Below are 15648 nucleotides of genomic sequence, written 5' to 3' on the forward strand. Positions count from 1 at the left end.
TGTTTGGGCCCGAACTCACCCGGTGGGTTCGGGTGGCGCGGGGAATGGAGGTGGGACGCCGAGGCCCCCGCCCCTACCTCAGAGTAGGTGCAGGGTGCACGTCGAGCCGGGTGGATCAGCCTTGTGGGACGGAGCGACACACTTATGAGTGAATCTTGCTAGCTACCGCTGTTCAGCTTCTTCCTGGTGCTCTGCAACGCGTTGGTGGCGGCCAGGCCGGCGCCGCCCGCGATCAGCGCGCCGATGATGTCGCCAGAGACGGCTCCGCCCGAGGTGATCAGCAGGCCCACGAGCGCGATGATCGTGGTGACCCCGGCGACGGTCCACCGGCTGCGCACGTACTGGGCGATGGGCGCGCCCGCGGCGCGCTTGGACTTGGCGGCGGAACCGAGCATCGCGAGGTACCCGTCGTGCGCCAGCGCGGCGAGCACACCCAGGATCGCGATGAGGCCCGTGATGAGACCGATGACCATGACACCAGTGTGCCCGCGGCCAAACCTGCTGGACCATCCGTGATCGCCCTGATATCTCCCTCAGGTGGAGGTCTTCTGGCACGACGCCTGCCTGGCGCACGACACCGGCACCGGGCTGTGGGAGCTGCCCGGCCGGTGGGACTGGCTCGACGTGGCCGAACCGCACCCGGAGAACGCCGACCGGCTGCGCACGTTCCGGCACGCCCTCCGGCACGGGCCGGTCGCGCCGCACCTGTCGTGGTCGACCGGCCGGTTCGCCTCGGACGAGGAGCTGGCCCGCGTCCACGCGCCGTCCTACCTGGCCGAGCTGCGCGCCGCGTGCGAACGGCGCACCGCCGTCGAGGTGAACACCGTGGTCGGTCCCGGCTCGTGGGACGCGATCCGCGCCGCCGCCGGCACCGCGCTGGCGGCTTGGGAAGCGGTCGCCGCCGGTCGGACGCGCCTGGCGTACGCCCTGGTCAGACCGCCGGGCCACCACGCACAGCCGGCCCTCGCCGACGGGTACTGCCTGGTCAACAACGCCGCGCTGGTCGCCGAGACGGCTCGTCTCGCCGGCCGCCGGGTCGCCGTCCTCGATTGGGACGTGCACCACGGCAACGGCACCCAGGAGATCTTCCGCGACACCCCGGACGTGCTCACCGTCTCCGTGCACATGCGCCACGGCCCGTGGGGCGCCAACCACGCCCAGAGCGGCGCGCCGGCCGAGTCGGGCGCCTCGAACATCAACGTCGAGCTGTCGCTCGGCGCGGGCGACGGCGCGTACCGGCGCGCGCTGGAGGAGGTCGCCTTCCCGGCGTTGGCCGAGTTCGGCGCCGACTTCCTGGTCTGCGCCTCCGGTTTCGACGGGTCCGCTTTCGACCCGAACGGCAGGCACAACCTCACCGCCGCGGGCTACCGGGCCATCGGCCGGGCGGTGTCGGGGCTCGGCCTGCCGACCGTGCTCACCCAGGAGGGCGGCTACCTGCGCGGCTACTCCGCGCTGTGCCTGCACGCCCTGGTGGAGGGCCTGCTCGGCCTGGACCTGCTGGACGACCCGCTGGCCTACGTGCCGGACGACACCCAACTGGTGGACACGGACCTGGCCAAGGCCAAGGCCACCCTGACCAGCTGGGTGTTCGCCCGCTGAACGCGTCCCTACCGACCGAGGTGGCCGCGTCCCAGCTTGAGCAGGATCATGGCCAGGTCGCGGCCGTCGGGGCCGAGCTCCTTGTAGCGGTTGATCACGTCGATCTCCCGGTTGTGCACGATCCGCGTGCCGCCGGCGGCCATCCGGGCCGCACCGATGATCTTGGAGACCTCGATCCGACGCTTGACCAGCCGCAGCAGCTCGGCGTCCAGGTGGTCGATCTCCTGGCGCAACGCGTCGATGTCCGGGGCGGTTTCGGTGCTGTTCATGGTGACGACCTCTCGACTCTGGTTGGAGTCCCAGCCCTGGCAGCAACGAAGCCCCGGGGGTCCGAGGACTCCGGGGCTTCGTGGTGGCTTGTCGGCGCTAGCGGTCCACGGGAGCCGGAGTCCGGTTCCCGTAGAAAAACTCGAAGTGGGCCATGCGCACACCCACATCATGCCACAGCCGAAGGACTGTCGGTGCCACCCGGTAACGTGGACGGACGATGAGCGCCTTGTTCGACTTGCCTGCAAGTCCCCCTGCCCCCAGGTCCGCCCATTCCCCCGCCGGGCGGCTGCTCGACGACCTCAACCCCTCCCAGCGCCGGGCCGTCGAGCACGCGGGCGCGCCGCTGCTGGTCGTCGCGGGCGCGGGCTCGGGCAAGACGCGCGTGCTCACCCGCCGGATCGCCTACCTGCTCGCCGAGCGCGACGTCCACCCCGGCGAGGTCATGGCGATCACCTTCACCAACAAGGCCGCCGCCGAGATGAAGGAGCGCGTGGCCGACCTGGTCGGCGCGCGGGCCCGCTCGATGTGGGTGTCCACGTTCCACTCGATGTGCGTGCGGGTGATGCGCCGCGAGGCCAAGACCCTCGGCATGTCGTCCAACTTCTCCATCTACGACTCCGACGACACCCGCCGGCTGATCACGCTGGTGGCGCGCGACCTCGACCTGGACCCCAAGCGCTACCCGGCGCGCACGCTGGCGATCCACATCTCGAACCTGAAGAACGAGCTGGTCGACGCCGCCACCGCCAAGGAGCGCGCGACCAACGACCTGGAGCGCCGCGTCGCCGAGGTGTACGAGAGCTACCAGCGCCGGCTCGGCGAGTCGAACTCGCTGGACTTCGACGACCTGATCATGCGGACCGTCGAGCTGCTGCAGAACCACCCGGACGTGGCCGAGCACTACCACCGCCGGTTCCGGCACGTGCTGGTGGACGAGTACCAGGACACCAACCACGCCCAGTACACGCTGGTCCGCGAGCTGATCGGCACCGGCGCCGACGGCGTGCCGCCGGGTGAGCTGTGCGTGGTGGGCGACGCCGACCAGTCGATCTACGCCTTCCGCGGCGCGACGATCCGCAACATCGTGGAGTTCGAGCGCGACTACCCGCAGGCGACCACGATCCTGCTGGAGCAGAACTACCGGTCCACGCAGACGATCCTGAGCGCCGCCAACGCGGTCATCTCGCGCAACCCCGACCGCCGGGACAAGCGGCTGTGGAGCGACCTGGGCGACGGCGAGAAGATCGTCGGCTACGTCGCGGACAACGAGCACGACGAGGCGCAGTTCGTCGCCAACGAGATCGACCGGCTGGTCGACGGCGGCGAGGCGAACAACGGCGAGATCGCGGTGTTCTACCGGACCAACAACCAGTCGCGCGTGTTCGAGGAGATCTTCATCCGCCTCGGCCTGCCCTACCGGGTCGTCGGCGGCGTCCGGTTCTACGAGCGGCGCGAGGTGCGCGACGCGCTGGCGTACCTGCGGGCGCTGTCCAACCCCGACGACACGGTGTCGTTGCGGCGCATCCTCAACGTGCCCAAGCGCGGCATCGGCGACCGCGCCGAGGCGTGCGTGTCGATGTACGCCGAGCGCGAGCGGGTGGGCTTCGCGGCGGCGCTGCGCGACGCGGTCACCGGCAAGGTGCCGCTGCTCAACCCGCGTTCCCGCAACGCGATCGCCGGGTTCGTCGAGATGATGGACGAGCTCGGCGAGCTGGTCGAGCGCGGCGACGACGTGGCCGACATCCTGGAGGCGGTGCTGGAGAAGACCGCCTACCGGGCCGAGCTGGAGGCCAGCGAGGACCCGCAGGACCACACCAGGGTGGAGAACCTGAACGAGTTGGTCACGGTGGCCCGCGAGTTCACCGAGCTGAATGTCCCGCCGCCGGACGAAGCGCCCTCGCCCGACACCGGTGACGTGCCCGCCGAGGGGTCGCTGGCCGCGTTCCTGGAGCGGGTGTCGCTGGTGGCGGACGCCGACTCGGTGCCGGACGCGGAGTCCGACGGCGTGGTCACGCTGATGACCCTGCACACGGCCAAGGGCCTGGAGTACCCCGTGGTGTTCTGCACGGGCTGGGAGGACGGCGTCTTCCCGCACATGCGGGCGCTCGGCGACCCGACGGAGCTGGCCGAGGAACGGCGCCTGGCCTACGTGGGCATCACGCGGGCCCGCAAGCGGCTGTACCTGTCGCGGGCGCTGGTGCGCTCGGCGTGGGGCCAGCCGTCGGCGAACCCGGCGTCGCGGTTCCTGGACGAGATCCCGGCCGACCTGCTCGACTGGCGGCGGGTGGAGCCGAGGCGCTCCGCGCCGTCCGCGCCGACGTCGTGGAGCCGCGGGTCGGGCCCGTCGCGCCCGGCGCCGACGAACGCGGGCTGGAAGGACACGCCCGCGGTGAAGCTGGACGTGGGCGACCGGGTGAGCCACGACAAGTACGGGCTCGGCCGGGTGGTGGCCGTGGACGGCTCGGGGCCCCGTGCGACGGCCACGATCGACTTCGGCGGCGCGGGGACCGTGCGGCTGATGCTCATCGGGGGCGTGCCCCTCGTGAAGCTCTGAGGCCCGCTCAGCCGTAGTCCGCCGTTCGGCGCGAGCAACCGCCGGCTCACCCCTGCCCTCGATCGGGACTCATCCGATCGAGGGCAGATTCCTGTGCAACCCGAATCGCGCCCGTGCGTCTTTAGGGGTGTCACCAGCGGGATGGCCGGGTCACTCGGGGTGAACCGGCCAGAGGAAGCCGCTCGGCGGCAACGGGGGAAGTGGGGCGGGAGCCGCGTCGGGGCGGCGACCGCAGTGGGGAGCACCTTCGGGGGAAGGTTCGCACAGTGGCAGGGCCGGGCTGCTCAGGCAGCCCGGCCCTGTGCGTTCCGAGTGGGTGCGGCCGTGCGAGTGCGCTCGACGTGAGCCGGCGGCTCGGCCGTCGATGCCCGTCTCAGACGCTGATGCCCTTGGAGTTCAACCAGGTCAGCGGGTTGATCTTCTTGCCGTCCGCGTTCCAGACCTCGAAGTGCAGGTGCGGACCGGTGGAGAAGCCGCGGTTGCCCATGCGCGCGATCTGCTCGCCCGCCAGGACCCGCTGGCCCTTGCGCACCGAGTAGGTGTCCACGTGGCCGTAGACGGTCACGGAGCCGTCGGGGTGCTCGACCTTGACCCACAGGCCAAAACCACTTGCCGGACCGGCCTCGATCACGACACCATCCGCGGCGGACAGGATCGGCGTGCCGATGGGGCCCGCGATGTCGATGCCGTAGTGCATCTCGCCCCAGCGTCCGCCGAAGCCGGACGTGAAGTCGCCGGCGGCGGGGCGGGCGAACTTCGGCCGCTTCTGCTCGGCCTCTTCGGCCTCGCGGGTCTCGGTGATCTGCTGGCTCTTGACGAGCTTCTGCGCCTCGGCCGCCGGGTCGACCGTCTTGGCGACGGGCAGGACCTGCGGGGACGCGGGGCCGGAGCCGCCGACGCCGAACGCGGCGGCGCCGTCGGCGGCGTTCGCCAGCGGTGCGACCTCGTCGGAGGAGGCGGGCGAGTCGGAGCCGAGCGCGTGGAGCGTCTGCCCGGCGCCTGCGGCGGCGAACGCGCCGACGGCGACGGCGGCGACCACGATCCGTCCGCGCAGCGCCGAGGGCGGAGGCGGAAGCCGGTGCGTGCTCACCGCGCGGCTCGAAGCGCGTTCTACCGCTTCTTCGAGTACCGCAGAGCTCGTATGGCCGCCGGGGGAGCGGTGTTGGGACAAAACCTGGCCTTCCGTCTTCGGGGAGTCCGGTCGGACTACCGGGCGGGGGATCCCGGTTGAGCCGGTCGGGGTACCGACTCGTCGTCCTGCTTGTGACCAGACCGTGACAACGGACCGGGGGAAGATAACGGCGCGGAGCCCTTAAGGGCAATCCCCGATGACGATGTCTACCGTTTAGCGGTCAGTGGGACATCCGCGTGTGTGACCGGTGACTGTGCGTCATGGTCCTGATCGCTAAACCCCGCACGTGCAGGCACGATGGGGTGATCCTCGTTGTCATCCGAACGCGTGATGGCGGTCACAACGAGGTGAAGAGTGCGGGTATCAACCGATAGCGAAAGGTGACCTGAATCACGTATCCGGTGCTCCTCTACGAGCAACGCCGGATGCTCCAACCGGGCGTTCCGCTGCGGGACGATCACCTGGTCCATCTCGCTCCACACCACCACGAACCTGGTGCGGCAGGGGCGGGACGGTTCGGCCAATTCGGACAACAGGTCGGAACCGGGCCTCAACTGCCTGGTCAACGAGGTCGGCAGCAGGTAGGCGGCCAACGTGCCGCGGTGCGGGGTGCCGAGGGTGACCAGCGTGCGCACCCGCGCGTCGCCGCCGAGGCGTTGCACGTAATAACGCGCGATCAGGCCCCCGAGGGAGTGGCCGACCACGTGCACCCGGTCGGAACCGGTCTGCTCGCAGATCCGCTCCACGTGTTCCCCGAGCAGCGCCGCCGACCGCCGGACGTCCCCCGTCAACGCGGTCAGCACGCTGTAGTTCACCGCGTGCACCACTCCGAAGCCGCGCCTACGCAGTGCCCCCGACAGCACTGCGAAGGCGGAGCGGTTGTCCCCGATGCCGTGCACCAGCACGATCGGGGTGCCCGCCGCCTCCATGGCCGAAACCACGAGGCCGCGCCGGCGGGGCGGCAGGCGGTCGGTGCGGTAGGCGCGGAAGTGCCCTTCGGGCTTCACCCGTTCTTCCACGACGCCCCACGGGTAGAGGACGGTGTGCGCGGCCAGCCAGGCGGCCTCGACGGCGACGCCGCGGACCCCACCGGGGGAAGCGACGGCGCGGAGCACGCCGCCCGCCAGCCCGAGGGCTTCACCCGCCACCCCGAGCCCCGCGTCCACGCCGGCTCCGACCCGGTCCGCCCAGGTCCCCACGAGCCGCCGCACCGCGTCACTCATAGGGCTGAACGTAGGTGATGCCCCCACCAAATAGGAGTACCCGGTGTCCGATGTCCACAACCCCTGGCGGCCCGCGCCCGGCCGACCGTCGCCCCCCGCTCCGCTTTGCTAGCGTCCGAGCGGTGATCCGAACCGCTGAACCGGTCTCACCGACCCCCACGAGACTCCGGGCGGCGGTGGGGGTGGCCGCGGCGGGCGCGGCGCTCACCGCGATCGCCCCGGCTGTCGGGGTGGTCGACGGCTCCGCGCCGCCCGCGTTCACGGCTTGGCCGCTGCTGGCGCTGCTCGCGCTGCTGCCCACGGCCCTGGCCGGGTTCTTCCTGGCCCGCGGTCAGGAGCTCACCGCCGCGGCGGCCCTCATCGCACCGGCCGTGTTCGCCGTCGGCCGCCTGCTCAACGACCTGCAACTGCTCGTCGACCCCGTCGACGCCTCGCGTCCCGAGCTCTTCCGACCGGTGGACCTCGACGCGCCCACCCCCACCGCGGGCGGGTGGCTGCTGCTGGCCGGGCACGTGCTGCTGATCGTCGCGGGCGCGTTGGCCACGCTCGGCGCGGAGCCGGACGTCCGCAGCGAGCGGGCGAGCTTCGTCCTGCCCGCGACGGCGGGCATCGTGGCGGGCATCGGCCTGTTCACCGCGCCGTTCGGCTCGACCGACGCGCTGATCCCGGCCCGGGGCCCGTTCGAGTCGCCGACGCTGCCGATGCTGGGCGGCCTCGTCCTCACCCTGGCCGCGCCGGCCCTGGCCGTGCTCGCGGCCAGCGCCACCACCGACGAGGCGCGCAAGGGCGGCCTGCTCGGCCTCGCGGCCGTCCTCTTCTCCTTCGCGCTGCCGCCGGTCGTCACGGCCCTCGTGGTCGACGGCGTCGACCTCGCGGTCGGGCCGTTCCTGGTCCTCGCCGCCGCCGTCGCGCTCGCCTGGCCCCGGCGCGCCGGGAGGGACGTGGCAGGGCAGGACACAACAGGGAAGGACGTCGCGGAGCACGACCTCGAACTGCCCGGCCAACGCCGGCTGCACGTCATCGCCGCCGTGCTGGGCCTGGTCGCCGCCGCCGCGGCGGCCATCGGCGCGTCCACCGACCAGCTTGTGCTGCCGGAGGGCTTCCCGGCGCCGACGGCCTACGCCGCCCGGCTGCTGTGGCCCGCCGCGATCGCCACCGCCGTCCTCGCCGCCGCGCTGTTGGCCAACGCCGCCGCCCGGCCCGCGTTCACCGTGGTCACGGCGACCATCCCGCTGGCGGCGGCCGGCGCGCTCGACGCCGTCTTCGCCGCCACCCAGGTCAACGCCATCCAGCCGGGACCGGGCGTGTGGTTCACCGCGGGTTCGGTCGCCGCCGCGGCGGCCGCCGCCGTGACCGCCGCGCTGGCCGGCGCGGTCGAGCGGGACGAGGTGGGCGTGACCGCGGCCGAACCGCCGTTGCCGCTGGTCGCCGTCACGCTGATCGCCGCGCTGCTCGCGGTCGGCGCGTTCGCCCTGCCCGTGCTGCGGGCACCGGACCTCGTGCCGATCGGCGCGTTCGGCCTGCGCGTCGGCTCGTCGGGCCTGCTGGTCGCCCTGGTCGCCGTCGTGGCCGCCGCCGCGGTGGCGCTCAAGGCCAGGCCGGACCGGGGTGCCGCGCTGTTGCTGGGTGCGGCCGTCGTCACGGGCGTCCGCGCGCTGGAGTACCCGCTCACCGCCGCGCGTGCCGCCGAGGCCGCACCCGGTCCGGGATTGTGGCTGGCCACGGCGGCGACCGTCGCCTTCCTCATCTCCGGCGCGTTGCGCACCTCGCGCTGAACCGGTCGTGCGGTCACCACGCCCCGCCGGGTGTGGTGATCGACCTCACCACGTCTATGACGGACTTCACGGGCGTGGGGTGCGGCGGAGTCCGGGCAGGTCGATAGTGTCTTGCGAAGCCGCGTCGAGCCGGTCCCGCCACGGCTGTGCCGGCGTTCCAGGTGATGCCTGGTGCGCGTGGGCAACCAGGCTCCGGCCTGGAGCGCCGGACCCCAGAGGACCGCACGAGATGACGCGGTGTCCGACACCGACGTCGCAGGAGACCCGAGTGGACCTGTACGAGTACCAGGCGAAGGATCTCTTCGCCGCCCACGACGTCCCGGTACTTCCGGGCGACGTGGCGACCACCCCCGCCGAGGCCAAGGCCATCGCCGAGCGCTTCGGGCAGACCGTCGTGGTCAAGGCCCAGGTCAAGACCGGCGGCCGGGGCAAGGCGGGTGGCGTCAAGCTCGCCGAGACCCCGGACGAGACCCAGGCCAAGGCCGAGGCGATCCTCGGCTTGGACATCAAGGGGCACATCGTCCACCGCGTGCTGGTGACGCCCGCGTCCGACATCGCCGAGGAGTACTACTTCTCCTTCCTCCTCGACCGCGCCAACCGCACCTTCCTGGCCATGGCCAGCGTCGAGGGCGGCATGGACATCGAAGAGGTCGCCGCGACCAAGCCCGAGGCCCTGGCCAAGGTGCCGGTGGACGCGATCACCGGTGTCGACCGCGCGAAGGCCGACGAGATCGTGGCCGCCGCGAAGTTCCCGGCCGAGGTGGCCGACCAGGTCGCCGACGTCATCGTGAAGCTCTGGGAGACCTTCGTCTCCGAGGACGCCACGCTGGTCGAGGTCAACCCGCTGGTCCGCGACCCCGAGGGCAAGATCGTCGCGCTCGACGGCAAGGTCACCCTCGACGAGAACGCCTCCTTCCGCCACCCGGGCCACGAGGCGCTGGTGGACAAGCAGGCGGAGGACCCGCTGGAGGCCAAGGCCAAGGCGAAGGGCCTCAACTACGTCAAGCTGGACGGCCAGGTCGGCATCATCGGCAACGGCGCCGGCCTCGTGATGTCCACCCTCGACGTGGTGGCGTACGCGGGTGAGAAGCACAAGGGCGTCAAGCCCGCGAACTTCCTCGACATCGGCGGCGGCGCGTCGGCCGAGGTCATGGCCAACGGCCTGGACATCATCCTGCACGACCCCGACGTGCGTTCGGTCTTCGTGAACGTCTTCGGCGGCATCACCGCGTGCGACGCGGTGGCCAACGGCATCGTGGCCGCGCTGGGCATCCTGGGCGACGAGGCCAAGAAGCCGCTGGTGGTCCGCCTCGACGGCAACAACGTGGAGGAGGGCAGGCGGATCCTCGCCGAGGCCAACCACCCGCTGGTCACCGTGGTGGACACTATGGACAACGCGGCCGACAAGGCCGCCGAGCTCGCGGCTGCGGGGGTCTGACGATGGCTATCTTCATCACCAAGGACAGCAAGGTCATCGTCCAGGGCATGACCGGCGCCGAGGGCACCAAGCACACCAAGCGGATGCTGGCCTCGGGCACGAACATCGTCGGCGGCGTGAACCCGCGCAAGGCCGGCGAGAAGGTCGACTTCGACGGCAACGTGCTGCCGGTGTTCGGCACCGTGGCCGAGGCCATGGAGGCCACCGGCGCCGACGTGACCGTGATCTTCGTGCCGCCGGCGTTCGCCAAGGCGGCCGTGATCGAGGCGATCGACGCGGGCATCGGCCTGGCCGTCGTGATCACCGAGGGCATCCCGGTGCACGACACCGCCGCGTTCTGGGCGCACGCCGTCGCGACCGGCAACAAGACCCGGATCATCGGCCCGAACTGCCCCGGTCTGATCAGCCCCGGGCAGTCCAACGCGGGCATCATCCCGGCCAACATCTCCGGCGCGGGCAAGATCGGTCTGGTGTCGAAGTCCGGCACGCTGACCTACCAGATGATGTACGAGCTGCGTGACTTCGGCTTCTCCACCGCCATCGGCATCGGCGGCGACCCGATCATCGGCACCACCCACATCGACGCGCTGGCGGCCTTCGAGGCCGACCCGGAGACCGCGGCGATCGTGATGATCGGCGAGATCGGCGGCGACGCCGAGGAGCGGGCCGCGGCCTACATCAAGGACAACGTCACCAAGCCGGTCGTCGGCTACGTGGCGGGCTTCACCGCGCCCGAGGGCAAGACGATGGGCCACGCGGGCGCGATCGTGTCCGGCTCGGCCGGCACCGCGCAGGCGAAGAAGGAGGCCCTGGAGGCCGCCGGCGTCAAGGTCGGCAAGACGCCGAGCGAGACCGCCGACCTGATGCGGGACATCATGCAGTCCATCGGCTGACACTCGTCCGTTCGTGTCACGCACCGAGGGTCACCTCCGCCGGGAGGTGGCCCTCGGTGCGTTCGCGGACGAGTCAATGCGCACATTGGGGGGAACCCGGGGAGTCCGGTCGTCGTCGGAGAGTGTGCATCGGCTAGCGTTCTGTCGACCCGAAATCAGTTCCGAAGGTGGAGGAGACCGCATCATGTCCCAGCCGTACGGCGCCCCTCAGCAGCAGCCGGGACCGGCGCAGCCGGCGGTGGGTGTGAACCTGAACCTCATCCTTCCGCTGGTCGCCGCCGGTCTGGCGCTGATCGCGTTCCTGCTCGCGTTCGCCGACGACGTGCCGTCGTCGGAGTACCTGTACGCGGCGGGCATCCTCGCCGGCCTGTCGGTGCTGCCGAAGGCGCCCAAGGGCCTGCTGTACGCGGCGGTCCCCTTCGCGCTGATCCCGACCCTCGGGCTGCTCCAGGGCCTGATCACCACCGAGGCCGACGTGCAGGGCATGCAGATCGTGCTGCTGATCGTGGCGCTGCTGCTCACCGCGGCCGTGGTGATGAGCCTGCTGCTGGAGACCGGCATCGTGAAGCTCCAGCCGAAGGCCGCCAACGTCTACGGCCAGCCCGGTGGCTGGAACCCGCACTCCGGCGCGTTCCCGCAGCAGGGCCAGCAGCCGCAGCAGTTCGGCCCGCCGTCCGGCCAGTTCGGCCAGCAGGCGCCGCCGCCGCAGGGGCAGCCGCAGGGCCAGCAGCCCGGTCAGCCGCAGCCGACGTCCTACATGCCGCAGCCGGGCCAGTTCGGCCAGCCCGGCCAGCAGCCCGGCCAGGGCACCCCGCCCGGCGGGTTCGGCGGGCCGCAGCAGGGCTGAGCACGTCGTGGGAGGGGTGGCGCCGGAGCTCCGGCGCCACCCCTCTTCGCGTGTCCGGCGAGCCTCGACCGAACGGCTCACCGCTACTGGGACAGTGGGAGGATGTCGGTGCAGCAAACGACCGCGCACGGCGTCGTGACGGACTCCGTCCGCCCGCCCGAGTTCTCCCGCGCCGAACGGCTGCGGGTGCTGACGATGACCGCCGCCGGGTCGGTGGTCATCGGCTACGCGGGCGTCGCGGCCCTCCTCGCGCTGGTCTCCTCGACGGCCGCGCACGCGTCCTTCTCCACCACCGGTGTGCTCACCGCCGCCGCGCCGGGCTGGCTGGTCGCGCACCACGTGCCGCTGCGCTTCGACGGCGGGCAGCTCGGCCTGCTGCCCCTGCTGCCGACGGCGCTGGTGATGCTGCTGGTGTACCGGGCGGCGGCGGGCGCGGCGGACCGGTTGGGGCTGTTCGAGCCGTTGCAGGCGCGGTCGGTGGTGTTCGGCATCGCCGGGGCGCACGCCGTGGTCGGCAGCGTGATCGCGTTCCTGATGGGTGACGAGGGCCCGGTCCGCGCCACGCCCGCGGTGGCGTTCTTCGGGTGCGCGGCGGTGTCCGGGGTGGCGGCGGTCGCGGGTGTCGCGCAGCGCTGCGGCCTGGTGGAGGTCGTGTTCGAGCGGATCGACCCGGTGGCGCGGCGCGGGTTGCGCGCGGGCGCGTCGGCGTTGTTCGCGCTGGTGGCGGCGGGTGCGCTGGTGCTGGCGCTCGGGCTGGTCTTCTCCTGGTCGACGACCGCGCAGCTGTTCGACCGCAGCGGCGGCACCATCGGCACCGGCCTGGGTCTCTGGCTGCTGTGCCTGGCGTACCTGCCGAACGCGGTGGTGGGCGCGCTGTCGTACGTGGCGGGCGCGGGGTTCTCGATCGGTGGGGTGGTGGTCGGCCCGCTGGAGTTCACCGGCGGCCCGGTGCCCGCCGTGCCGCTGCTGGCCGCGTTGCCCGAGGAGCACGCGAGCTACCTGCCGCTGGTCCTGGTGCTGCCGGGGGTGATCGGGGTGCTGGTCGGGCTGTCGTTGCGCGACGCCGCCGGGATGCCCCGGTCGCGGGTGCGCGCGGTGCTGGTGGCGGCGGTGACCGCGGGCGTGGGCGCGCTGGTGCTGGCGGCGGTCGCCGGTGGCGCGCTGGGCGGTGGGGTGTTCAACCCCGTCACCATCCCGGCCGGGCTGCTGGCCGTGCTCACGTTCGGGTGGGTGACCGTGCCCGGCGCGATCGTGGCCTGGTTCGCCGGACCCCGGCCGCCGCGGGTGGTGGAGCCCGAGCCCGTCGTCGCCGAGGACGCCGAGGCGGATGAGTACGACGACTACGACGAGTACGAGGACGAAGAGGACGCGGAAGAGTTCGAAGAGGAAGAGCTCGAAGACGAGTTCGAGGAAGAAGAGGAAGACGACGAGGAGTTCGACCACGACCTCGACGAGTACGACGACCTCGACGAGGAGTTGGCCGAGGAGGACGGCGCAGTCGAGGAGGGTGAAGTCGAGGAGGGTGGAGAGGGCGAGGGGCCCGAGCCGGCCGACGGCGCTGACGACGACGTTGACGACGGCAGCGGCGCCGGCGACGCCGGCGACGACCCGGAGGACCTGGCCGACAAGCCCCGGTAGGCAACGCCTAGGCTGCTCTTGAGCTGCTGTGACAGTCCCCAGCAAGGAGAGCACGCTGAGCGCCGCGACCACACTCCGGCTTCCCGTCCCCGCCAGGGTCGTCGTCCTCGTCTCCGGTTCCGGCACCCTGTTGCAGGCGTTGCTGGACGCGGCGGCCGACCCCGGATACCCGGTCGAAGTGGTCGCCGTCGGCGCCGATCGCGACGGCATCGAGGGCCTGGACCGCGCCGAGCGCGCCGGCGTCCCCGGCTTCGTGGTGAAGCTGCGCGACCACGCCGACCGCGACGCGTGGGACGGCGCGCTGGCCGACGCCGTCGAGGCGCACGAGCCCGACCTGGTGGTCTCCGCCGGGTTCATGAAGATCCTCGGACCCGCCTTCCTGGCCCGCTTCGGCGGCCGGATGGTCAACACCCACCCCGCGCTGCTGCCCGCCTTCCCCGGCGCGCACGGCGTCCGCGACGCCGTCGACTACGGCGTGAAGGTGACCGGCGCGACCGTGCACCTGGTGGACGGCGGTGTGGACACCGGGCCGATCCTGGCCCAGGAGGCGGTCGTCGTCGCCGATGACGACGACGTCGAAAGCCTGCACGAGCGCATCAAGGTGGTGGAGCGGCGGCTGCTGGTCGACGTGGTCGCCCGCCTGGCCCGCGAGGGCTGCACCGTGAACGGACGAAAGGTGAGCATTCCGTGACCACTCCTGCCGAGAGGCGACCGGTTCGCCGGGCCCTGATCGGGGTTTCCGACAAGTCGGGGCTGCTGGAACTGGCCACCGGCCTGCACGCGGCCGGAGTCGAGATCGTCTCCACCGGCGGCACGGCGCGCGCGCTGGCCGACGCGGGCGTGCCGGTCACGCCGGTCGAGCAGGTCACCGGGTTCCCGGAGGCGTTGGACGGCCGGGTGAAGACGCTGCACCCCGGCGTGCACGCGGGCCTGCTCGCCGACACCCGGCGTGACGAGCACGTGGCGAAGCTGCGCGAGCTGGGCATCGAGCCGTTCGACCTGCTCGTGGTGAACCTCTACCCGTTCACGCAGACGGTCGCCTCGGGCGCGTCGGCGGACGAGTGCGTGGAGCAGATCGACATCGGCGGGCCGGCCATGGTGCGGGCGTCGGCCAAGAACCACGCCAGCGTCGCCGTGGTGGTGGACCCGTCGCGGTACTCGTGGGTGTTGGAGCAGGTCACGGCAGGCGGGTTCACGTTGGCCGACCGGCAGCGGCTGGCCGTGGACGCGTTCCGGCACACCGCGTCCTACGACGTGGCCGTGGCGTCGTGGCTGGGCAGCGCGGTGGCGGCCGACGACGAGGGCTCCGGCTTCCCCGGCTGGGTCGGCGCGACGTGGGACCGCAAGCAGGTGCTGCGCTACGGCGAGAACCCGCACCAGCGGGCCGCGCTGTACACGCAGGGCGACGGGCGTTCCGGGCTGGCGACGGCGGAGCAGTTGCACGGCAAGGAGATGTCCTACAACAACTTCGTCGACGCGGACGCCGCGTGGCGGGCGGCGTGGGACCACGAGCTGCCGTGCGTGGCGATCATCAAGCACGCCAACCCGTGCGGCATCGCGGTGTCCCGTGTGGACGGTCCGGGGGCGATCGCCGAGGCGCACCGCAACGCGCACGCGTGCGACCCGGTGAGCGCGTTCGGCGGCGTGATCGCGGTGAACCGCGAGGTGACCGTGGAGCTGGCCGAGCAGGTGGCGGAGATCTTCACCGAGGTGATCATCGCGCCCTCGTACGCCGACGGCGCGGTGGACGTGCTGACGCGGAAGAAGAACATCCGCATCCTGGTCGCGCCCGAGCCGGTGCGCGGTGGCGTGGAGATGCGTGCCGTGTCCGGTGGGCTGTTGGTGCAGACGGCGGACACGATCGAGGCCGAGGGCGACGACCCGGCCAAGTGGACGCTGGCGTGCGGCACGCCGTTGGACGAGGAGGGCCTGGCCGACCTGGCGTTCGTGTGGCGGGCGTGCCGGGCGGTGAAGTCGAACGCGATCCTGCTCGCGTCCGGTGGCGCGACGGTCGGCGCGGGCATGGGCCAGGTCAACCGGGTGGACGCGGCCCGGCTCGCGGTCGCGCGTGCGGGTGACCGGGCGCGGGGTTCGGTGGCCGCGTCGGACGCGTTCTTCCCGTTCCCGGACGGGCTGGAGGTGTTGCTGGAGGCCGGTGTGCGCGCGGTCGTGCAGCCCGGTGGGTCGGTGCGTGACGCCGAGGTGATCGCGGCGGCCGAGGCGGCCGGTGCGACGGTGTACCTGACCGGCACGCGGCACTTCGCGCACTAGGTTCCGAT

At 72.1% G+C, this 15648-nt stretch carries 13 protein-coding genes; 9 read left to right on the forward strand and 4 right to left on the reverse strand.

The window, feature by feature from the left end:
• Window positions 1-158 precede the first annotated feature (158 nt).
• Window positions 159-473, reverse strand: a complete 315-nt coding sequence (locus ACYVLT_RS16870) for a hypothetical protein (protein ID WP_461121154.1) — start codon at window positions 471-473, stop codon at window positions 159-161.
• Between the two features lie 64 nt (window positions 474-537).
• Between ACYVLT_RS16870 and ACYVLT_RS16875 the strand changes: the two genes are divergently transcribed.
• Complete coding sequence (locus ACYVLT_RS16875; RefSeq protein ID WP_461121155.1) at window positions 538-1599, forward strand: arginase family protein; 1062 nt, start codon at window positions 538-540, stop codon at window positions 1597-1599.
• 8 nt (window positions 1600-1607) lie between these two features.
• On the opposite strand, the gene ACYVLT_RS16880 is transcribed toward ACYVLT_RS16875, so the two are convergent.
• Window positions 1608-1868 (reverse strand): chorismate mutase, encoded by a 261-nt coding sequence (locus tag ACYVLT_RS16880; protein WP_360466478.1) that lies wholly within the window; start codon window positions 1866-1868, stop codon window positions 1608-1610.
• Window positions 1869-2086: 218 nt separating this feature from the next.
• Here ACYVLT_RS16880 and pcrA point away from each other — a divergent pair, with 218 nt between their 5' ends.
• Window positions 2087-4423: a DNA helicase PcrA gene (pcrA, locus tag ACYVLT_RS16885; protein ID WP_461121156.1), complete on the forward strand. Its 2337-nt coding sequence runs from the start codon at window positions 2087-2089 to the stop codon at window positions 4421-4423.
• Between the two features lie 373 nt (window positions 4424-4796).
• Here the strand turns inward: pcrA and ACYVLT_RS16890 are convergent, their stop codons facing one another.
• A complete protein-coding gene (locus tag ACYVLT_RS16890) occupies window positions 4797-5513 on the reverse strand; it encodes a M23 family metallopeptidase (protein WP_461121157.1) in 717 nt (238 codons plus the stop codon).
• Window positions 5514-5761: 248 nt separating this feature from the next.
• Window positions 5762-6778, reverse strand: coding sequence for an alpha/beta fold hydrolase (locus ACYVLT_RS16895; protein ID WP_461121158.1), 1017 nt, complete (start codon window positions 6776-6778; stop codon window positions 5762-5764).
• 122 nt (window positions 6779-6900) lie between these two features.
• Between ACYVLT_RS16895 and ACYVLT_RS16900 the strand changes: the two genes are divergently transcribed.
• The 7 genes from ACYVLT_RS16900 to purH all read left to right on the forward strand — a co-directional run bounded on the left by ACYVLT_RS16900 (window position 6901) and on the right by purH (window position 15640).
• On the forward strand, window positions 6901-8553 hold the full coding sequence (locus ACYVLT_RS16900) for a hypothetical protein (protein ID WP_461121159.1): 1653 nt from the start codon (window positions 6901-6903) through the stop codon (window positions 8551-8553).
• A gap of 268 nt (window positions 8554-8821) precedes the next feature.
• Window positions 8822-9991: an ADP-forming succinate--CoA ligase subunit beta gene (gene sucC / locus ACYVLT_RS16905; protein ID WP_461121160.1), complete on the forward strand. Its 1170-nt coding sequence runs from the start codon at window positions 8822-8824 to the stop codon at window positions 9989-9991.
• A 2-nt stretch (window positions 9992-9993) separates the two neighbouring features.
• A complete protein-coding gene (gene sucD, locus ACYVLT_RS16910; protein WP_461121161.1) occupies window positions 9994-10884 on the forward strand; it encodes a succinate--CoA ligase subunit alpha in 891 nt (296 codons plus the stop codon).
• A 184-nt stretch (window positions 10885-11068) separates the two neighbouring features.
• Entirely contained in the window at window positions 11069-11731 is a 663-nt protein-coding gene (locus ACYVLT_RS16915; protein ID WP_461121162.1) for a DUF5336 domain-containing protein, read from the forward strand.
• A 102-nt stretch (window positions 11732-11833) separates the two neighbouring features.
• Window positions 11834-13369 (forward strand): cell division protein PerM, encoded by a 1536-nt coding sequence (locus ACYVLT_RS16920; protein ID WP_461121163.1) that lies wholly within the window; start codon window positions 11834-11836, stop codon window positions 13367-13369.
• A 55-nt stretch (window positions 13370-13424) separates the two neighbouring features.
• The gene (gene purN / locus ACYVLT_RS16925) at window positions 13425-14060 is read left to right on the forward strand and encodes a phosphoribosylglycinamide formyltransferase (RefSeq protein ID WP_461122227.1); all 636 of its coding nucleotides are present in this window, start codon (window positions 13425-13427) and stop codon (window positions 14058-14060) included.
• Window positions 14057-15640, forward strand: coding sequence for a bifunctional phosphoribosylaminoimidazolecarboxamide formyltransferase/IMP cyclohydrolase (purH, locus tag ACYVLT_RS16930; RefSeq protein WP_461121164.1), 1584 nt, complete (start codon window positions 14057-14059; stop codon window positions 15638-15640). The genes purN and purH overlap by 4 nt, the downstream gene beginning before the upstream one ends.
• The last annotated feature ends 8 nt before the right edge of the window (window positions 15641-15648 follow it).

Source organism: Saccharothrix stipae (assembly GCF_054781895.1).